This is a genomic window from Streptomyces sp. NBC_01618 (assembly GCF_045209435.1).
In the GTDB taxonomy this organism is placed as follows: domain Bacteria; phylum Actinomycetota; class Actinomycetes; order Streptomycetales; family Streptomycetaceae; genus Streptomyces.
This window is the reverse complement of record NZ_CP109297.1, coordinates 3,635,812-3,654,675: the sequence shown is the minus strand read 5'-3', so window position 1 is coordinate 3,654,675 and position 18,864 is coordinate 3,635,812. Positions and strand designations below refer to the sequence as shown.

15 protein-coding genes are annotated in these 18,864 nt (G+C 69.4%); 3 read left to right on the top strand and 12 right to left on the bottom strand.

Going from position 1 to position 18,864, the window contains the following annotated elements; translation table 11 throughout:
- Positions 1-125 precede the first annotated feature (125 nt).
- The 11 genes from OH735_RS17055 to OH735_RS17005 form a co-directional block, all read right to left on the bottom strand.
- The gene (locus OH735_RS17055; protein ID WP_406382398.1) at positions 126-359 is read right to left on the bottom strand and encodes a twin-arginine translocase TatA/TatE family subunit; all 234 of its coding nucleotides are present in this window, start codon (positions 357-359) and stop codon (positions 126-128) included.
- A 2-nt stretch (positions 360-361) separates the two neighbouring features.
- On the bottom strand, positions 362-1,390 hold the full coding sequence (locus OH735_RS17050; protein ID WP_406382397.1) for a sporulation protein: 1,029 nt from the start codon (positions 1,388-1,390) through the stop codon (positions 362-364).
- A 178-nt stretch (positions 1,391-1,568) separates the two neighbouring features.
- Positions 1,569-2,027: a hypothetical protein gene (locus tag OH735_RS17045; RefSeq protein ID WP_406382396.1), complete on the bottom strand. Its 459-nt coding sequence runs from the start codon at positions 2,025-2,027 to the stop codon at positions 1,569-1,571.
- Positions 2,028-2,441: 414 nt separating this feature from the next.
- A complete protein-coding gene (locus OH735_RS17040; RefSeq protein ID WP_406382395.1) occupies positions 2,442-3,713 on the bottom strand; it encodes a TIGR02679 family protein in 1,272 nt (423 codons plus the stop codon).
- Positions 3,710-7,951 carry a TIGR02680 family protein gene (locus tag OH735_RS17035; protein WP_406382394.1) on the bottom strand — a complete coding sequence of 1,414 codons (4,242 nt, stop codon included), beginning with the start codon at positions 7,949-7,951 and terminating at the stop codon, positions 3,710-3,712. Before OH735_RS17035 ends, OH735_RS17040 begins: the two co-directional genes overlap by 4 nt.
- On the bottom strand, positions 7,948-9,273 hold the full coding sequence (locus tag OH735_RS17030; protein WP_406382393.1) for a TIGR02678 family protein: 1,326 nt from the start codon (positions 9,271-9,273) through the stop codon (positions 7,948-7,950). Before OH735_RS17030 ends, OH735_RS17035 begins: the two co-directional genes overlap by 4 nt.
- On the bottom strand, positions 9,270-10,895 hold the full coding sequence (locus OH735_RS17025; protein WP_406382392.1) for a TIGR02677 family protein: 1,626 nt from the start codon (positions 10,893-10,895) through the stop codon (positions 9,270-9,272). The genes OH735_RS17030 and OH735_RS17025 overlap by 4 nt, the downstream gene beginning before the upstream one ends.
- Before the next feature lie 589 nt (positions 10,896-11,484).
- On the bottom strand, positions 11,485-11,910 hold the full coding sequence (locus tag OH735_RS17020) for a PIN domain-containing protein (RefSeq protein ID WP_384388930.1): 426 nt from the start codon (positions 11,908-11,910) through the stop codon (positions 11,485-11,487).
- The gene (locus OH735_RS17015) at positions 11,907-12,185 is read right to left on the bottom strand and encodes a CopG family transcriptional regulator (protein WP_406382391.1); all 279 of its coding nucleotides are present in this window, start codon (positions 12,183-12,185) and stop codon (positions 11,907-11,909) included. Before OH735_RS17015 ends, OH735_RS17020 begins: the two co-directional genes overlap by 4 nt.
- A 64-nt stretch (positions 12,186-12,249) precedes the next feature.
- A complete protein-coding gene (locus OH735_RS17010) occupies positions 12,250-13,179 on the bottom strand; it encodes a phosphorothioated DNA-binding restriction endonuclease (protein ID WP_406382390.1) in 930 nt (309 codons plus the stop codon).
- Positions 13,180-13,317: 138 nt separating this feature from the next.
- Positions 13,318-13,959 carry a hypothetical protein gene (locus OH735_RS17005; RefSeq protein WP_406382389.1) on the bottom strand — a complete coding sequence of 214 codons (642 nt, stop codon included), beginning with the start codon at positions 13,957-13,959 and terminating at the stop codon, positions 13,318-13,320.
- Positions 13,960-14,192: 233 nt separating this feature from the next.
- On the opposite strand from OH735_RS17005, the gene OH735_RS17000 reads away from it, so the two are divergent.
- Together OH735_RS17000 and OH735_RS16995 are read left to right on the top strand one after the other, a co-directional pair.
- Entirely contained in the window at positions 14,193-14,993 is an 801-nt protein-coding gene (locus tag OH735_RS17000; RefSeq protein WP_406382388.1) for a class I SAM-dependent methyltransferase, read from the top strand.
- 10 nt (positions 14,994-15,003) lie between these two features.
- Entirely contained in the window at positions 15,004-15,684 is a 681-nt protein-coding gene (locus OH735_RS16995) for an ATP-binding cassette domain-containing protein (protein ID WP_406382387.1), read from the top strand.
- 8 nt (positions 15,685-15,692) lie between these two features.
- Here the strand turns inward: OH735_RS16995 and OH735_RS16990 are convergent, their stop codons facing one another.
- Positions 15,693-16,889, bottom strand: a complete 1,197-nt coding sequence (locus OH735_RS16990) for an IS110 family transposase (protein WP_406386342.1) — start codon at positions 16,887-16,889, stop codon at positions 15,693-15,695.
- Positions 16,890-17,136: 247 nt separating this feature from the next.
- Between OH735_RS16990 and OH735_RS16985 the strand changes: the two genes are divergently transcribed.
- Positions 17,137-18,765, top strand: coding sequence for a DUF6297 family protein (locus OH735_RS16985; RefSeq protein WP_406382386.1), 1,629 nt, complete (start codon positions 17,137-17,139; stop codon positions 18,763-18,765).
- Positions 18,766-18,864 lie beyond the last annotated feature (99 nt).

The window sequence follows — 18,864 nt, the reverse complement described above, 5'->3', positions numbered from 1 at the left end:
GACACACACCCCGTATTTCCGCGGAGAAGCCGACCCGCGCACCGACGCACCGGTCTCTTTGCGAGCGGGAGGGGCGGGGCATGCGGCTGGGGACGCAGCCGCACACCCCGCCCGTAGGACACGCGTCACTGAGGGCGCGTGTCCTGCTCCGGGCCCCGCGGCGGGACCGTCTCGCCGGGAATGACGCGGGGTGCCGGGGCCGTGGTGGTGTCCGCGTCCTTGTTCTTCATGGCCCGTGCTTCGGCTTTGAGGATGCGGGCCGACTTGCCCGCGCTGCGGGCGAGTTCGGGCAGCTTCTTCGCGCCGACGACGAGTATGACGACGATGAGGATGACCGCGATCTCGCTGATGCCGAACATGGTCAGTCCTCGCCGCCCTCGTCCTCGTCGTCCCCCTCGAAGAAGTCCCCCACCTCGTCCACGACTTCAGCGGCGACCATGCCGCCGACGACGCCGACGGCGAGTCCGGCCGCGCCCACCGCGACGGCGGTTCCCAGGCTGGGGCCGGACCGGTGACCGTCGTGGTGGTGCTCTTGGTGATGGCCGTGGTCGCCCTGGTGAGCGTTGCTGTGGTGGCCGTAACCAACGTGTCCGTACGACGAGTTGGAGCCGTACGACGAGCGGTGCTCGATCAGTTCGCGGACCCAGCCGTCGACCAGGTCGTTCCAGTTGTGGTGCGGGACGTCGTCGTGGGAGACGGTGAAGCGGGTGAGTGCGTCATGGCCGCAGGAGAGGAGACCGCCGCGCTTGTCGGCCTCCAGGACCACCTCCATGCCGCCGGGCGTGGCGAGGAAGGTCACCTCGATCTCGTTGACCGCGTGGGCGTACTGGGCCGCCGGAGTCAGCTCGATCTCCTGGTAGAAGGGGAGTCGCTGGCCGGTGCCGCCGATGCGGCCGTATTCGAGGTCGGCGGACTTGAAGCCGAAGCCGAGCTGTCCGAACGCTTCGAGGATCGCTTCCTGAGCGGGCAGCGGGCCGACGGTGAGCGTATCCAGATCGCCCTGGTCCCTGGCGCCGGCCACCGACAGCTCGGTGTGCACGCCCAGGACGATGCCCAGCTGCTGTCCGTACAGTTCGGTGATCGGCGTCTCCCACGGCAGGTTCACCGTGAAGGGGACGCTGCGGTGTTCACCCTGCGCGAGGCGGAAGCCGCCGCCGACGACGTAGCGGTCGAAGGCGACGGTGCCGTGGCTCTCGCCGTCCTCGTGCTCGGCCTCCACCCTGGCGACCAGTTCCAGGGTGATGTGCTCAATGTCGAAGTCCGCGCCGCCGCCCGCCAGTCGGACCTCGCCCGAAAGCCTGCCGCCGGGCAGCACCGCGCCCGGCACGAGGACCGTATCCACCATGGGGCCGCCCACACCGAGCGAGCCGAGCAGCCGTTTGAACACCATCGTGGCGTCCACTCCCTTGTTTACGTACGTGCGTTGAGGCAGGGGAAGGCCGCGGGTGCGGACCGAAACACCGGCCGCGAGCACTCCGCGTTCTACAGGTCTGTAGAAGCATAGGGGGCGTTGTGGCGCCGTCCAGTGCATCTGGGGCCCGGCGGCCGGAACGTCCGAAATGCGTTGCTCAACCGGTCGCGATACGCGCTTGACGAGCACGTTTTGCCGTGCCTTTACGATGTAGGCAGGGGTTACTGCCCCCTCCGCTGATCAAGATCAACCGATCCCCCTCGACCGGAATGAGCCACAGTGTGGTGGGCGAGCCTGAGGCCCGGAGAAGGTCGTCGTAGATCCGCTCGGCATCCTGCTGACCGCCGAACACGCTCCCTTCTGTCCGGTCTGTCCGGTCTGTCCGGCTGGCGGTGAAGGGGCGATCAGGTGGTGGTGAGCCAGGCCGTCCTGTACGTATTCGCAGGTCCGGATCGTAGATCTGGAGGAAGTGTTCGTACAGCAGGAAGTACGCGTCCCTGGTGCCGTCGTCCAGCACGTCCCATCTGACGGCGCCGATGACACGGAGGAGCGTGTTGAGCGTGGTGGACAGGCCGGCGGCCGAATCCCCGGCGAGAACGTCCAGCGCCTGGCCCATGAGCGGCGAAGCTGTCACGGGTCCTGCGACGCGCACCCATACCGCCCCCATCCCCCAAGGCGGGCAGAGCCGGCCGACGTCAGGTCGGTGCGGTCACCTGCCGCACTTTGCTCGCGTCGGGGTCGGACTTCCTTCCGGCCCTCGCTGTTCCATGACAGTAAGAGGGGAGTGCGGGGCGCTTGGAGGGGGCATGTAAGGCGCACAGAGGCGCGAATGCATGCAATGTGCGCCAGCTGGACGCCGGTGCGCTGTACAGACCCCGGCACGGCCGTTGTTGAGGAGATGGTGGCCGACCTGATCCTGGCGGATCCGGCAGTCCGTCCTGCTGACGGTTGAGGACCTTTGCCGATGGACTGCTTGGTCCCAAAATCCCGGTCCCGGTTCGGGGAGGGCCGGTCCGTATGCCATCGTTTTCTACCCCTGGCCGGACAGGTCGTCCACCAGAAGATCGAGTGTGGCCTCCTCATGGAGCGCGACGCCGAGCGCGGTCATGGCGGGGGCGAGGCCCGGGTCCCAGTCCGCCTCGACCGGTCGGCCGTCAAGGGGTAGTTGAGGGACACCCTCCGCCTGGCTGGCAGCGGCGAGGTGTTCGTAGTCCTCGGCGCCCATGCGCCACGGCAGGGCTTCGTAGCGGCGGGTGATCCGGTTGGCCAGTGCGATGCCCGGCCAGTCGAAGTCGCCGTGGTAGGTGAAGCGGCAGCCGGTGGCGGCGAGGGCGTCGAGGAGTGTGAGAACCACCGTGGCGGCGCTGCCGGACGTGCAGACCAGGGGCTTGGCGCAGGCCGCGTCGGCCGCGGCTTCCACCACACGCGGGTTCTCGCAGATGTGGATGGTGGTTCTGGCGGGCAGCTGGAGCCGCAGGCCGAGCAGATCGCGCGGTGTCAGGTGGGTCTCGGCGTGATGGGCGGACCGCTCGCGCAATGACCGCTCTCGCCAGCCCTCGCCGGTGGGCCGCAGACCGTAGGTCAGCACTGTGCCGGACACCTCGTCCGGTGTGACGGAGACCAGCCGCCACAATGCGCGCCGGCCGGCCGCGTTGCTGGGGATGTCAGTGTCATGGGCCAGGGCAACGCCGCGTTGGACAAGGCGGGCGAGCCAGGCGCCGTCGTCCAGACCGTGCGCCGAACCGGTCGCCGTCGCGGCGAGCTCTCCTCGGCCCCGCGTGCCGGTGCGCTCCGGATCGAGCAGCACGGCGAGTACCTGGACCGCCTGCTGAAGCGTCCGCACTGCAGCTTCGGGTGTCACCCCTCTCGGAATGCCGGTGCGGCGCAGCCCGTCGGACCACTGCCGGGTCCAGTCCTGCCCGGCCAGCAAAGACGCGTCGACAGACGAGGCGAGCGAGGACCACACGTGTTGGCGCTGTGCCGCATCGTCCTCGCGGGCCGCGCGGCGGTCGGTGAGCGGGGGGCCGAGTTCCTCCAGAACGCTCCCGAGCCCGAGTCCCGCAGCCGAGGCGCGCAGACGTGCGTCGAGTGCGTCGAGCCGCACGGTCACTGCCGTACCTGTGAGGGGCTTGCCCAACAGGAGTGACAGGTCGTTACGTTCCTGGGCACTCACCGCGGTCAGCCGGAGGGAACCGGTGGACTGCACGCCGTTGCCTTCCAGACGTTTGCGTACCGCGCCCCAGAGCCGGGCGAGACCTGGCCCAGCCAGCCAGTCCCGTGTGGCGGCCGGGAGCCCGCTCATACCGACGCCAGACGCCGGTGCCGACCGTTCCAGGTGTAGTGCAACGTGGCCACCCCGCGCACATGGGGGTCGCGCAGGCACTCGTAGATGTGCAGGGACGGCACCTCAGCCCAGTTGCCCATCAACCGCTCGCTCGTGAGGACGAAGTCGAGATCGAGGTCGACGAGGATGCGGCCCAGCCGCCCGTGGGTGGGTTCGTCGACCTTGGCGAAGGCATCGTCCAGGAGGATCAGCCGAGGCGCGTGCGGGGCCGACTCGGCGAGACCGGTGAAGTGCGCGGCAGCGGCTGCGAAGAGCACAAGGTAGGAGAGCACGCGCTGCTCTCCCTGACTCAGTCCGGTGCGGCCGGTCAGTTTCCTCCTGCGCCCGGGGGCCGCGTCCTCGACCACGAAGGTGTGGAAACGGAACCATGCGCGGTAGTCCAGCGCGGTCCGCAGATGGGCCGTGTAGCCGGCCGAAGGGTCGGCACGACGGGCGTCTTCGATGCGGCGTTGCAGCACTTCGCGCAACTGCTCGGTCTGCTCGCGCGTCCGGAGGCTCGACGGGCTGCGCAGCAGCTCGACGGCTGCCCGCACGTCCGCGTCCACGTCCTCGTCGAGCTTCCACAGCAGCTCCACACCGAGACCGTGCGAGGTCCGTACGGTCTTCAGGGTGTCGTTGAGAGCCGCGACCAGATTGGCCGCGGTGATGACCTGCGCGGAGAGGTGATCGCCGAGCTCGCCGGTCAGGAACCGCTGGAACACCTCGCTCTCGCGCTCGGTGAGCCGCCCCCTCGCCTCCGCGGACTGTACGGCGATCCGCTCGCCCACGACCGCGACATCGTGCGAACCGTGGTCGTCGAGCAGACGGCACACCTTGATGCCGTCGCGTTCCTCAAGCTGTGCGTCGTATCCGCCCGCCAGTTGGTCGCGCAGCTCCGTGTGCCGGTTGAGCAGGGTGCTGTCCGACACCTCTCCCCTCGAACGGCTGAGGGCCTGCTCCACAGCGTCGGCCAGTGAGCGCAGCGCGCGCAGACGGTCGCGAACGTCCGAACCGGGGTTGTCCGAGACCTGGTCGGGCAGAGAGGACCGGTCCAGACCTGCCCCGTTGACGACTTCCGGACGGTCGAGAGCGTCACGGAGGGCGCGGCCGGTGTCGATGACTGTCGTCTCCTGGTCCGCCAGCTCTTCGCGCAGGCGTTTCTCCTCTTCTTCCGCACGCACGCGCAGATCGCGGAGTTCGCTGTGGGTGCGCTCTGCTGCTGGGATGGCGCCGGCGGCGTTCGCGATGCGTTGCTTGGCGTTCTGTTCGCGGGTGAGGATCTCCTCCTCGGATGATCCGACGGCCGCCTCGCGGGTCCGCAGATCCTTTTGTGCAGTGCGCAGTTGGTGGAGGCGAAGCCGGTAGTCGACTTCCGCCTCAAGACGCCCCTCTCGGGCACGCTCGTACCGCCCGTCGTCCGCCTGGCTTCCGCCGAGTCGACCGACCGTAGCGCTGACCGCTCTGCGCAGGTGACCGATACCGCTGAGCAGGGTCGCCAGCGCGGTGCGTACGCGGTCCAGGGTGGTGGCGTCGGTGGGCAGGTCATGGGCAGTCGCGGTGGCGTCTGCCTCGGTGCGCGCCGAGACGGCGAGAGCGCGGGCCTCCTCGGCGACCCGTGCCGCACGGGTCGCCTTGGCGGTCAGGTCCCGCAGCGCTCTTTCGGCCGCCGTGGTCCTGCTCCAGGCGTCGGAGAGCTGCCGGGCCCGGGGAAAGTCCCGTTCCGCGAGCGAGAGGGCCCGCCGCATGGAATCGGCTGCGGTGAGTCCGGCACGGGCGTCTGTCAGCCGCTGTTCCGTCTGCGTGAGCCGGTCCGTCAGCTCGGCGAGGACGCGCCGCCGGGTCTCGGCACGTACAGCGGCCCCCACGTACTCGGCGACGCTCTTGTGGTGTCGGCCGCGCAGGGCCCCCAGCTGCCAGCTTCCGTCGAAGTGGACCGCGCTGGCAGCGGTGGTCTTTGAGGCCGGTACGAGCGCGATGGCGGCCAGCAAGCGCTCCACATGCTCGGACGTGATGCCGCACTCCGGCTGTGGAGCCGGGCGCAGGGCTGAGGCGAGGGTCCTTACTCCCGGCGGCACAGGGCTGGGCTGGAGAAGGGTGTCCCGGGTGAGAGGGTCGAGAAGGGCCCCGTCCGCGCTGACCCAGGCGTCGAGAATTCCGCTCGCTTCCAGCGCCGCCTCCAGGCCGGCCCGGTCGGCGCAGGGCACGTGCTCCGCGAAGTCCACCAGCCGGTAGAAGGGCGCTCCACCAGCGGGATTCCGCTCGGCGGTCCGGTGATACGGGGCCGGAGGCTCGGGGTCGGTACGCCGTTCCCAGTCCTGCTCCTCCTTCGTCAGGCGGTCGATCTCCTCGCCGAGCCGGCCGACGCCGAGCGCCAACGCATCGCGGTGCCGGGTGAGGTCATCGGCGTACGGCTCCAAGGCCGCATGAGCCGTCTGCCGCGCGCGGGTGTCGATGTCGGGCGGCAGCGTGCGCTCCGCGAACGGCGCGTCGGAGGAGGTCTCACTGGCTACTTCAGCGAGGACGGCATCCAGGGGCGGGCAGCCGGGCCCCGCTGCGGTCCGAGTGCTCTCCACCCACGCGGCGACCTCGTCGGCGTACCCACGGCTCTCCCCGGCGACCTCCTCACGGCTCTCTTCGAGACGGCCGGCGGCCCCCTCCGCCTCGCCCTCCAGCCGTTCCCGCTCCGTGTCGGCCTGAGCTGCCCTGGTCCGGGCCTCGTCGGCCTGCGAGGAGAGACGGGTCACCTCCTGGACCATCCGTGTCCGGTTCCGTACGACCGCTTCGGCATCCTCCAGTTGCCCCTGCCAGGACCCCAGCCCGGCCTCTGTCGTGGCCGTGTCCACGCGAACCACCAGCCGGTGCCGTACGGTCTGTGGTTCCCCGTCCGGGCTGGTCAGCTCCGTCTGCGTCGCCTGGGAGCGGACCGTGCGCGGCAGAGCCACCGCATCGCCGAGATGGCCGGCGGGGAGCCCTGCCTTCTCCGCCTGGCACAGCAGCTCCCGGTGTTCGGTCCCCAGCTCGGTGAGCCGACTCCCCAAGTCTTCGACACCCTCGGCCAGTCGTTCGGCCGAGCCCTCTTCCGCCTCGTGCGCGTTGCGCAGGGCGGTGAAGGCGGTCATAGCCGTGGTGTGCAGGGCCTCCACCGTGCTGCGGCGTTCGGACAGTTCGCGCAGGCTGCGGTAGGCGTGACTGGCGTGCAGAGCAGCAAGCTCTGTCCGGGCGGTCTGTTCCTCCTCGTGGAGATTTTTCAGCCCGGCTTCAGACTCCTCCTCCCGCCTCTTCAGGTCGCCCGTTCGCTGCGCTGCGTCCCCGGCGGTTCGGCGTCGTTGGGAGAGGACGTCCAGTTCCCTGCTCACGTTCCGGGCCGATGTGCGCAGGACTCCGGCGAGGTAGCGGCGGTAGTCGGCGAGGAACGTGCGCAGCGCCGTGTCGGTACGTTCCAGGCGGCCGAGTTCGTCCCGTACGGCGTCCAGGTCGTGAAGGTTGCGTGCCACCTTCTCGACCACTTCCTCGTCGAGACCCGGCAGGGTCTCGCTCAGCAGGACGGCCAGGCCCCCGTGCTCGATGCGGTCCCCGACCGTGGGACGTCGCAGCCGGTGGAGGAGCTGGGTGAGGTTGCGGTAGCGCGTTGCATCGGCGATCCCGAAGAGGTCCCGCGCCACGCGGGCACGGTGGCCGACCGCGCGCTCGGTTGCGTTGTCGGAACCGACGATCTCCTTGAGCCGGTCGACGGGCAGCGGCTTGCCCGCTTCGACCAGGCGCAGGTCCTCACCGACCCGCAGCGGGGTGACGAAGAAGGTCGGCACCGCCTTCTGCGTCGACTTCGAGGCGCGGACGGCGGCGCCGAGCGTCAGATAGCGGTGGTCGCCGCCCTCGGCCATACCCCGGAACTCCACCCAAAGGTAGCCGAGGCGGTTGGTCTGCTCGAACCCGTCCAGCATCAGCCAGGCGAGCGTCGTCCGCCCGGTGCCGGTCGCGTCCAGCGCTCGGGAGTCGCCGTCCAGCAGGTAAGGGAGCAGCATTTCAAGGGCCTTGGACTTCCCCGCGCCGTTCTTGCCGCGCAGCAGAAGCCGCCCGTCACCGAAGGCGAATTCCTGCTCGTCGTACTGCCAGACGTTCTGGATGCCTGCGCGGTGCAGCCGGAAGCGGGTACCTGTTGTCGTCTTCGACAGGCCGGATCGCGGCAGCGGGATGAGGCCACGTGCGTCGGTGGTCATAGCGGCAAATCCTGCTGTGCGTCGGTATCTTTGCGGATCGAGTCGGCCGTACGCACGGTGACGCGGGTGGCATAGCGGGCCGCCGCGGCGAGCAGTACCCAGCCCTCGCCGCCGGGCCGGGCTCCGCGGACGTCGGTCACCTGGCGGCCTTCCGGCAGCTCTTCCGCGTACCCTTCCGGCAGCCCGTCCCCCTCGGCCCGCAGCGGACCGGCAGGGGCCAGCAGCCGCATGCGGGACAGCAGGTCCAGCACGGCTTCCCGCAGAGCGTGGAGATCTTCCAGGTAGCCGCGCTGCCAGTTGCTGCGGCCTCCGTACTCGGCGACCAGCTCGGCCAGCAGCTCATTCACCAGGCCGTCCGGAACGGCCACCCCGACGACGAGGACGCCGCCGGTCGCAGGATGTCCGGGATCGGGCGGACGAAGCCGTTCAACGAGCCGTTCCACCAGCAGCAGTGCGGCCTGGGCGACGGTACCCGTGCCGGGAAGGTGGAGATCGGTCAACTCTTCCTCGGGGTCGACCAGCGCCACTCCCTCGGCGCGGATCTCCGTCTCCAGGCCGAGTAGTTCGAGGAACGCCTGGGCTTCCCGGCGCTGGCGGGTGCGAAGCCAGTCGCGTTCGGCGTCGGTCAGTTCGTCGAGGTGGACGACGGGTGTTTCGACGAGCATCCGGCGCACGTAGGTGCGAGGTCCTCCGAAGCCCGGGTCCGCTGCTCGCCGGACCAGGTCGGCGCCGTCCCGGGACTGGGCGAGCGGTCCGGCCACGACGACGCGTGCGAGCTCGCGGTCCACCGTGATCAAAGCCTCCCCGCCGGCTTCCTGGGTGATGGCAGCCACGTGGCCCTCCGTCTCGATGAGTACGCCCCACTCGACCAGCTGGCGCAGAGCCGCGACCAGGGTCCGTTTCCCGGCTGCCCGGCCCGTCTCCTCCAGCTCGACGCCCGCATCGGCCGCTGCGGCCCGGATATCGGCGACCAGCTGCGACAGCAGCATCTGCTCGGGCGCGGTCACCAGCACGGACAGAGCCAGTGCGAGGCAGGAGTACGTGTGCGGGGTGAAGGGAGTGCCGGTGGACCGCACAAGCCGATGTCCCGTCCGCGCTCCCAGCCCGGCCTTGAACAGCCGGGCGTAGGAGCTGTCGACCAGAAGGCGATAGCCGAGCACCTGCTGGAACCGCTTGCCCAGCCAGTCGGCATGCCTGCGGACCAACGGGAAGAGGTCGGCATGCGGGCCTCCCGAGGTGACCAGCGGATGGGTGAGCAACAGCCGGGCGGCGGTACGGCGTTCGGCTGCCAGGGCCACATCGTGGGCGGAGGGGAGCGTCATGACACGCTCACCTCCGCCTCACCGTCGGCCGTGGCGGAGGTCCGGCCGATGACCAGCTCCAGGTCGTCCAGGAGCAGGTCCCCGTCGGCCGAGTGGAGGAGCGTCCGGGTGCCCGCCGTACGGTGCACGGTGAGCCGGATGCCCAGCTCCGCGTCCTCGCTCCACGCCGCGTCCAGGCCGAACCCCGGTGCCTGCTCCCCGGCGGCACCGGCGCGCCGCTTCAGCTGGGCGTTCCCGAGCGCCGTGGCCAGCAGCTCCAGGAGCAGGCTCAGCGCCGCCGAAGTGAGCCGCACGTCGTCGAAACGGCCCGACGCGCTGCGCAGCTCGTCCGCCGCCGCTTTCCTGGCCGCCGCCCGCTCACGCGCGTCCTCCCGGAGCCGGTGCTTCTGCGCGGAGTGGTCCTCCACCGATGCCGTCCGGCCCCGCTGCGCGCGGCTGCCCCTCTCGCGCAGCGCGACCGGGACCTCGACCACCGGACCGGTCCACCAGCTGGTGTAGGCAGGCACCACCTGATCGGTGGAGGGCGGTATCCCCAGGTGGCGGGCACCGTACAGCCCGAAGGCGGCGACGGCGATGTCGTGCGCATCCTGCGGTGCGGCGTCGTCGAACCACCGGGCCAGCCGCAGCAGGTCCCGGCGCCGCGACATCTCCCCGGTGGCCGAGCGCAGCATCCGCTTCGCGTTGGCCAGCAGCGACTGGAGCGCCCGCAGGGTGGCGTCCCGCAGTTGATCGACCTGGCTGCCCTGACCGTCGGTGTCGCTGAACCAGCCGCGCAGCCCCTCCCAGTCCGCGAGCTCGCGGCCCCGGCTGCGCTGTACCCGGGTCTCCGAGCGGCCTTCGCCCTGCGGAGAAAGCCCGGCGAGGCCCTGGGCATGGGCGTCCAGTCGTTCCAGCAGGGCCGGAAGGTGTGGCCACAGCGTGTCCAGTGCCGCCGAGATCCGGGGCGCGCGGAAGGCCACGTCCTCCGTGATCGCCTCGACATAGTCCAGGAGCAGTTCCTTGAAGCCCTGGTACTCGGCGCTGTCCAGGTCGTACCGGGCGAGCACCTGGCCGAGGTAGGCGTAGAAGTCCCGGATGGAGTCAGCGAACTCGGCGAACTGCACGAACAGCGTGCTGACCCGCTCCAGCCCGTCCTGCGGGGCGATGCCGCCCGGCTCGGTCATCAGCTCGGCGAGCTCCCGGAGCCCGCGCTCGACCAGGGCCAGCAGCTCGTTGCTCACTTCACGGGCGGCGTCGGCCTCGGCCAGCACCCCGTCGGCGTCCCGCTGGATGCGTTCGCCGAGCCTCGACAGCTGGTAGCGCGCACGTGAACGCTGGTACTCGGTGATGCTGGACGCCTTCACCGTGTGGCTGCCGCGCAGCAGGTTGCCCCACCGCTCCAGCTGTTCGAGCCGGGCCGTGAGGGTGTCGGCGTCGAGCCCCGCACCTGGTCCGCCGGACTCGCGCAGCTTCGCCATGACGTCAGGGACGGCCAGGTCCGCCAGGAGCGTCGCGCAGAAGACCCGCATGATCGCGATGTGCTCCAGCCGCTCTGGCGCGCTCAGGTACGCGTACGCGTCCAGCCGCCTGCGCGTCTCGTCGTCGCCGGGTTCCGGCGGTGCGCCGGGTGCGGGTGCCTCCATGTCTGCGAGGCTACGTGGAGCATTCGACTGCCGTTGGGACATAGCTCGAAATGCTCCCCGTGCATGCGGAGGTGACGACCCTGTCCCCCGATCGCCAACGCTTCAGCACGAAACGTGGAACCAGGCGAGACCTGCGCCGCTTCACTTGGCCTTCGGCGACGTCAACCCACCGAGGCATAAGCCGAGCGCGCCGCGCGAAGGACATGTACGGCCTGGGGGAGCCCCGCTCCACGGTTGGCCTCCAGCACGACCCCTCAGGGAGCCGCCTCCCGCACTCGACCCCCAAACGGATCCCAAGGTGGCTCCGGAAACCACTCAGGGGCCTGATCCACTTAGTGGATCAGGCCCCTGGCCTGGTATTTCAGCTGTCGGGGTGGCGGGATTTGAACCCACGACCTCTTCGTCCCGAATGAGGATCGGTTAATGATCTTTCCTGCCTGGATTGTGTTTGTGCAGGTCAGGTGGGTGGTCCCGGTTGGTCTCGGGTGGCGTGGAGGGGGCTTCGGGAGCGGGTCGGCTCCCAGATGGCTCCCAAGGATCGCGGGTGCTCACCAGCGTGGGTGCGGGCGCTGGAGGGGCGCGGGTCGGGTCACACCTTCTTGACGACGATCGTGTCCGGGACCAGTTTCTCCAGGTCGTCGACGTCCGAGGTGAAGACGGTGACCTGTCCCTTCTGCTGTCGCGCGATGACGGCGAGCACGGCGTCGATCGCGTATTTGTGGCCGTGCAACTTGGCGTCGGCCAGGAGTCGGCGTGCCTGGCGGGCCTCGTCCTTCCCGATGTCGACGACCTGGAGCCGGGACAGTACCCAGTCCCAGCGCTGTTCGGTCGTTCTGCCGTCGTACGCCTCGACCAGTGTCATCGGGGACGTCACCACCTCGGCTTCCCCGCGTGCCGCGAGGTCGAGCCAGGCGATCATCTTCCGGTCGCCGCGCACCGCAAGGGACAGGGCTTCACAGTCGAGCACGAAGACACGGAGCGGCCGCTGTCCGCGCTCACCGGCTCGCTTCTTCACGCAGCCTCTCCGGCGTTGTGCTTTCCGGTGGTTCGGCGCCGCTCGTGTTCGGCGTCGAGTTCCTCCAGCTCGTCGAGCGCTGCCGCCTGCTCGTCCTCGGTGACGGGGCCGTGTTCTTCCTGCAGCCAGTCGACCAGTTCCCGGAGCCGGTCCCGGTCACGCTTGAAGCGCAGCGCCTCGGCGACATACGCCGACAGGCCCCGCTCGGCCGCGTCCGCGCGGATCTCGTCCAGGAGATCCTCGGGAATCGTCACGGTTACCTTCTTCGTCGCCATACAAGAGACCATACTCCTGGTATCACACTCCTTACCAGCGGGTCACGTGATCGACGCTCGGCGGTCAGACGGCCGTGGCGGGGCGTGGGCTGCCGTGGAAGACCTGGCTGGTGTGCCAGGAGCAGTGGACCGCCGCAACGGGGTGGGCACCCGGTTGGGGACCGATGAGCGGGCGGCCGGCGAGCGCTATGACGTGCTCCCGGGCGGCAGGACTCTGGCCGACGAAGCGCTGCGAGACCAGGATGCGGTGACCTCCCCCACTCTCGGCTTCGCTCGAGCGGGGAGACCCCCATCCGATGCCGAGGACGCCCTTGTCGAAGAGCTTGTGATGGAGCGAGCACAAGCACAGTCCGTTTTCGACGTCGTCCGGGCCGTCGAACGCCCACCAGCGCACATGCGCGGCCTCCAGCCCGACCGGCACCGCGCCGATCCTGCCGTCGTAGCCGCAAAAGGCGCACTGGTACTCGTATGCCGTCAGGACCTGCTCCCGCATCCGGGGATCCCGCCGCCTGCGCACGGCCGAGAACTGTTCGGTCTCCGTCGGCTCCAGCTCCAGGCCGACGGCTTCGCACAGATCGCCGTGGAGCGAGGGCGGGAAGTTCAGATCGAGCAGGACCCGTGCCATCCGGCCGAGCAGCGACGGCTCGCGCCGCAGCGCCGCCCGTAGTTCCGGCGTCAGCCGCCCTGCGGCTCCGACGGCCCGCAGCTCCCGCACGCCACTGCCGGGGCTGCCCGGTCCGCCATCGGTGCGCACCTCCCACACGCCGTCGCTCACCAGATGGTGGAACGGGTAGGCGGGCGTCGTTCTGTTGGGTGGGCCGTACTCGGCCAGCAGCCGTCTGAGGTCGTCCTCCACCGCGCTGTACCGCAGTTCACCGTCGGCATCCTGCTGGAACCGGCCGAGCGCGTACAGGAACAGCAGTGGCTTGTGCGGAGCACGGGTCCCGCTTCTGCTCCACTGCCTCAGCTTCGCGGTGCGCTCCAGCCAGTCCATGACCGGCGATCGTAGTGGCGTTGGGGTGCGGTGGTTTCGAAGGGGCTTGGGAAGCGAGTCGACTCCCAGACAGCGCCCAGACACCCTGCGGCATCAGCCTGGGGCCGCCGGCTCCGTGCCGACGTTGCCCGATGCGACCTAACGAGCCGTGCCGAGGCGACTGCGACGTGCCGTAACCAGGTGGCGCCATCGGTCGCGGGTCTGCCGTTCTCCGTCGATCCACCGTGCTCGCGCGGTGTGCTCGGGGAGCGGGAGGTCCGCCATGAAGTGCGCGATTTCGATGTAGTAGGCGTAGTCGCCGCTCTGCGTGAGTTCGCGCAGGAGGGTGATCGTGGTGGCAAGGTCGTCCTGGGCGTCGAGGACGGCGTGGTGGAAGCACAGGGCCAGTTGCAGTTTCGCCGCGGCGTAGGAAATGCCGGAGACACCGATTTCGGCGAGCAGCACGGCTGCCCGGTCGGGAAGGTCTGCGGCGACCCCGGCGTCGCGTACGAGTGCGGCGATGCGAGCGGTCATCTCGCTGGAGCGCAGGCTGAGGCGCGACAGCAGCCGGTCCGCCAGGTCGAGTTCGTCATCGGCCCGAAGCGGGTCGGCGAAGGAGACGGCGAAGGCGAGATGCGCCTGGACCATGGCGGTCTCGCCGACCACACCGTGTTCTTCGGCTTCGCTCCGGGCTGCCAGGTAGGCGGCTTCCGCCCGCTCCATGTCGCCCTGCACCCACCACACGTCTCCCAGCACCCGGTGGTGCCGACCCTCCCAGCCCAGCCTCCCCGCGGCTTCCACCGCCGCAGGGAAGTCTCCGGACAATCGGCTCAGGTGCGCCAGGCCGCGCGAACCGCTTGCGCGGGCGGGTGCTGAGTCTTCTCCGTAAACTTTGATCAAGGATCAGTAAGAGCAGGTGAGTGGTCTGCTCGTCTGCACTTACGCATAAGTTGGGTGTCGGGCCCCTGGGTGACTTCGTGGTCAACTGAGGCTCCCCTGAGGCATTGCACGCAGGTGGCTCAGACGGGAGACAGATGAAAATGATCGCTGCTTGCCCTGCGGGAGTGAACCCTATGGACTCGACGCAAACCTATGACAGCCTGGCCGATGTCTACGATCTGATGTACCCGGCGTCCTCACCGGACATCAAGGACGCTGTCGACTTCCTTGCCCGGATGTGCCCAGAAGGGGGAAAGGTTCTGGAGTTCGGGGTAGGCAGCGGACGGCTCGCGGTGCCCCTCGCTCAGCGGGGCTTCGAAGTGCACGGTGTCGACGGGTCCCAGCGGATGCTCGACAAACTCGCCGAGCGGGACACGGACGCACGCGTGCGCGCCTTCGCGGCCGACTTCACCAAGGTGAGCACCGGTGAGACCTACGATGTCGTCTTCATCGCCCTCAATACGTTGTTCGCACTGCATACGGCGGCGCAGCAAGTCGAGTGCGTGACCCGGATGCGGGAGCACCTGGCACCCGGCGGCCGGGTGGTCATCGAAGCGTTCGACCCGATGCCGTACCACCAGCAGCAGGGGGAACACACCAGCACCCGGTACCTGTCCCCCACCTCGGTCATGCTGGACAGCAGCCACGTCGTGCGGACCCAGCAGTTGGTGTTGGTCATCCACACTGTTCTGGACGGCACGGTGCCCCGGCCCACACAGGAGATCCTCCGCTACGCCTGGCCCTCCGAGATCGATCTCATGGCGCGTATCGCTGGACTGCGCCTGGTGAGACGGACCGCAGGATGGCGTGAAGAGCCCTATGACGAGAAGAGTGACCGTCACATCTCTGTCTATGCTGTCGACGATGTTAAGGACCAAGGATCAAGCGGCAGTTGAACACGAGGAAATGAGAGCCCTGCTGGAATTGCAGGAGGTGGCGCATTCCTACGGTGGGTCCCGGGTGTTGCACGGGGTGAATCTGACTGTGGCACCGGGGCAGTGTGTCGCTCTCACAGGCAGCAACGGATCGGGCAAATCAACCCTTCTCCGTCTGGCGGCGGGGCGCGAGCGGCCCACCTCCGGCACCGTCCTCTTCGACGGCGCTTCGATGGACGGCGATGAGCCGGCCGTGCGGGCGGCGGTTGCCACCGTGATGGATGTCGACGCCTTCTATCCCGATCTGACAGTCCGTGAACACCTCATGCTCGTGGCGCTCGCGCATGGCCTGGGTGCGACGGCGCGTGACGCCGTGGCCGAGGTTCTGACCGGTCACCACCTGGCGGACCATGCGGATCTGGTGCCGTCCGCGCTGTCTTCAGGGTTGAGGCAGCAGATGCTGCTGGCCGCGGCCTTCGTTCGCCCGCACGATCTACTCATCGTCGACGAGCCCGAACAGCGGCTGGACGCCACTGCGCGGCGGGAACTCGCGGACCGGCTGGCCCGGCACAAGGCACAGGGGGTGGCCATCCTCATGGCCACCCACAACGACCAGCTCGTCGAGGCGGTCGCGGACCGTGTGATGAGGCTGGCGACCGGGCAGCACACCGAATCGGCGGGAGACGGACGTGAGCACGGAAACGCTTCCTAATGTTGTTGTCAAGCGATCGTGGTCACTGGGGGTGTGATCTCGTAGCACCGTCGGTCACGGATCAAGGCCCACATGACGTTGACGCGTCGGCGGGCGAGGGCGAGCACGGCTTGGACGTGTTTCTTCCCCTCGGCGCGTTTGCGGTCGTAGAACTTCCGGGAGTTGGGGTCGCAGCGGACGCTGACGAGTGCGGAGGTGTAGAAGACGCGCTGGAGACGTCGGTGGTAGGTGAGCGGTCGGTGGAGGTTGCCGCTGACCTTGCCCGAGTCGCGGGGTGCGGGGGCGACACCGGCGAAGGCCGCCAGGGCGTCCGGGGAGCCGAAGTCGTCCAGGCTGCCGCCGACGGCGGCGACGAACTCTGCACCGAGCACAGCGCCGATGCCCGGGACGCTCAGGACGATGTCGGCGAGTTCGTGCTCGCGAAACCGGCCCTCGATGAGCTTGTCCATCTCGGAGATCTGCTCGTTGAGGGCCATCACCTCCTCTGCCAGGGTGTGGACCAGCTTCGCGATGGTCTTCTCCCCGGGGACAGCTGTGTGCTGGCGCTCGGCGGCCTCAACTGCCGTTTCAGCAAGGGAGCTTGCGTTTCGGACCTTGCGGTTGGCCAGCCACCTGGTCAGCCGCGCGGCCCCGGCGCGGCGGATCGCGGCCGCAGTCTGGTAGCCCGTCAGCAGTTTGAGCGGGCCGGTGTTGGTCACGTCCAGAGCCCGTTCCAGGGCCGGGAACATGCTCAACAGGGTGCCGCGCAGGCGGTTCACCACGCGGGTGCGGTCCTCGACCAGGTCTGCGCGGCGGCCGGTCAGCAGCCGCAGTTCAAGGGCGGCCTCGTCTCCGGGGCGGATGGGCCGCAGGTCTCGGCGCATCCTGGCCTGGTCGGCGATCACGTAGGCGTCGCGGGCATCGGTCTTGCCCTCGCCGCGGTAACCGTCGGACGCCCGGTTCACCAGGCGGCCAGGGATGTAGAGGACCTCCTGGCCGTGGTTGACCAGCAGGGCCAGCAGCAGCGCGGGTTCCCCGCCGGTCATGTCGATCGCCCAGGTGACCTCGTGGCCGTCGGCGAGGTCGAGGACGTCACCGATCAGCTTCAGCAGCTCGGGCTCATCGTTGGCGACACGCCGCGACAGCAGCGTCTTGCCGTCGGCATCCAGTGCGAGACCGTGATGGTGACCCTTCCCGCTGTCGATCCCCGCCCATATCCGGCTCATCATGCTCCTGACGTGCGTGTTCGTGCTGTTCGTGCTGTTCGTGCCACGGACGACCTCGCCGGCATTGCTCTACGCAGCGACTTGTTCGCACTTCCTAATCGGCGGCCGAGTCGTCGTGGGAAGCCGGGCGGCGAAGCGTTTCCAGCCACGAGTCGACAGCCCTCTGATAGCCACACCCGGCTCCCCTGGGTGCCCTCACCTTACGAGTGGGAGGACCAACCCAGTCAAAAAGGTAGAGCCTCCTGACGTGCGGTCGTCTGTCTCGCGGCCCGACAGCACTGCCGAGGTCCTGCAATTCCTGCGGGCCGCGCGCAGCGAGTACCGGACGGAGCGGCGCAAGAGCGCTGTCTTCGTGGCATATCTGCTGGTGCTGTTCGGCGGGGTGTGGGGCGTGCCTGCTCTGCTGGCTGTGGCGCGGCTGGGAGAGTCGAGTCGACTCGACCGCTCGGAACCGCTCTTGCAGGCTCTGCCTCTGTGGCTGCTCGCCGTCCTTGCCCTGGCGTCGCTGCTCGTCGTGCGCAGCGCGGTGTGGCGGGGTCCTGTCGTTGCGGACAGCGCGACGGTGTCCTGGCTGCTGCCGCAGCCCATCGCACGCGGACCACTCCTGCTGCCGCGGCTGGCGTCGTCGGCCACCGTCAGTGCGTTGCTGGGTATGTCGAGCGGTGGCGTGCTCGGCTTCCTCATCGGCAATGTGTCGGGGGCCGCCTGGTTTTCGGTCACTGCTGCGGGCGTTTGGGCCGGGCTGGGTACCGCGCTCGTTGGCACCGGGCTCAGCGTTCTGATCGTGCGCCACGAAGTGCGATGGGAACGGCAGCAGCGCAGGATCTTCCAGGCCGGCTGGTGCGGGGTTGCCCTGCTGGGCCTGCTGTCCGTCATCGCCCTGACCCGTGGGCTGCCCACGTGGGCTGGCACCACCGTCCTGTGGCTGCTGCCTTGGGGCTGGGCGGCTCAGCCCCTCACGGCGGCCGCGCTGGGCACAGCACCGGGCTGGCCACTGGCCATGCTGATGTGGGCGTGCGGCATCGTCGTGCCGGCTCTGCTGGCAGTGCGGGCCGTACCGGACATTCCCGGAGAGGCCCTGCGGCTGCGCGCCACAGTCGCCGACCGGATGGGTGCCTCGCTGTTCTCCTTGGACCTGCGTCGGGCGCGCTCCGCGATGCGCGTGCGGCAGCGGCGAGGGGCACGTCCCGCGTCGTGGGTCCGGCCGCCGCGCCTGCCGTGGCTGGTGCTTCCCTGGCGTGACGCGCTCTGCCTCGTGAGAGAGCCCGGCCGACTCGGCTGGGGCTGCGCATGGTCCGCTCTGTCCATCGCCGCCCTCGCCTTCGCGTCCGCCCGGACCGGAACGACCGCCACGCTGTCGTCCTGCGCGGCCGTGTGGTTCCTCTACCTCGCGGCCGCGCAGTTCGTCGAGCCGGCCCGGCTGGAGAGCGACGACATGCGCCGCAGCACCCTGCTGCCCTACCGTGCGGGGACCCTGGCGCTGTGGCACGCGGTCGTGCCCGGACTGTTGCTGGCCGCTGCCACGGGGCTCGGCCTTGCGGTGTGCGTTGTCGGTGGTTGGTGGACACCCGCGCTGGCGGCGGTGCTGGCGGCGGTGCCGGCGAGCGTGGGAGCGGCACTCGTCGGCGTCTACCGGGGTCCGGTCCCGTTTCACCTGCTGGTGGGCACCGAGACGGCGATGGGCAACACCGCGCCGATCCAGACGGCCGTCTGGTATTTGCGTGGGCTATTGGCACTGATGGCGCTCACCGCTCCCGTAGTGGTCGCCGCGGCCGCGGACGGATCCTGCGGGCCGCTGGGCGCGGCGTGGTTGCTCCTGGCTGGCGTCGCGTGCCTCCTATGGGCCCGCCGGACCGCTCGGCGGCTGAACGCCTGACTCCTTCGGCTGCTGCTGCGCTGACGCCTGCAGCAGCAGCCGGGCCGCCAAGCTACGAAGCAACACGGTAAGTTGAGGATCACAAGCGCGCACGTTGGC

Excerpts from the sequence above, each read along its gene's own strand:
- OH735_RS17055 (WP_406382398.1), bottom strand. The coding sequence starts at position 359 with ATGTTCGGCATCAGCGAGATCGCGGTCATCCTCATCGTCGTCATACTC.
- OH735_RS17050 (WP_406382397.1), bottom strand. The coding sequence starts at position 1,390 with ATGGTGTTCAAACGGCTGCTCGGCTCGCTCGGTGTGGGCGGCCCCATG.
- OH735_RS17045 (WP_406382396.1), bottom strand. The coding sequence starts at position 2,027 with ATGGGCCAGGCGCTGGACGTTCTCGCCGGGGATTCGGCCGCCGGCCTG.
- OH735_RS17040 (WP_406382395.1), bottom strand. The coding sequence starts at position 3,713 with ATGAGCGGGCTCCCGGCCGCCACACGGGACTGGCTGGCTGGGCCAGGT.
- OH735_RS17035 (WP_406382394.1), bottom strand. The coding sequence starts at position 7,951 with ATGACCACCGACGCACGTGGCCTCATCCCGCTGCCGCGATCCGGCCTG.
- OH735_RS17030 (WP_406382393.1), bottom strand. The coding sequence starts at position 9,273 with ATGACGCTCCCCTCCGCCCACGATGTGGCCCTGGCAGCCGAACGCCGT.
- OH735_RS17025 (WP_406382392.1), bottom strand. The coding sequence starts at position 10,895 with ATGGAGGCACCCGCACCCGGCGCACCGCCGGAACCCGGCGACGACGAG.
- OH735_RS17015 (WP_406382391.1), bottom strand. The coding sequence starts at position 12,185 with ATGGCGACGAAGAAGGTAACCGTGACGATTCCCGAGGATCTCCTGGAC.
- OH735_RS17010 (WP_406382390.1), bottom strand. The coding sequence starts at position 13,179 with ATGGACTGGCTGGAGCGCACCGCGAAGCTGAGGCAGTGGAGCAGAAGC.
- OH735_RS17000 (WP_406382388.1), top strand. The coding sequence starts at position 14,193 with ATGAAAATGATCGCTGCTTGCCCTGCGGGAGTGAACCCTATGGACTCG.
- OH735_RS16995 (WP_406382387.1), top strand. The coding sequence starts at position 15,004 with ATGAGAGCCCTGCTGGAATTGCAGGAGGTGGCGCATTCCTACGGTGGG.
- OH735_RS16990 (WP_406386342.1), bottom strand. The coding sequence starts at position 16,889 with ATGAGCCGGATATGGGCGGGGATCGACAGCGGGAAGGGTCACCATCAC.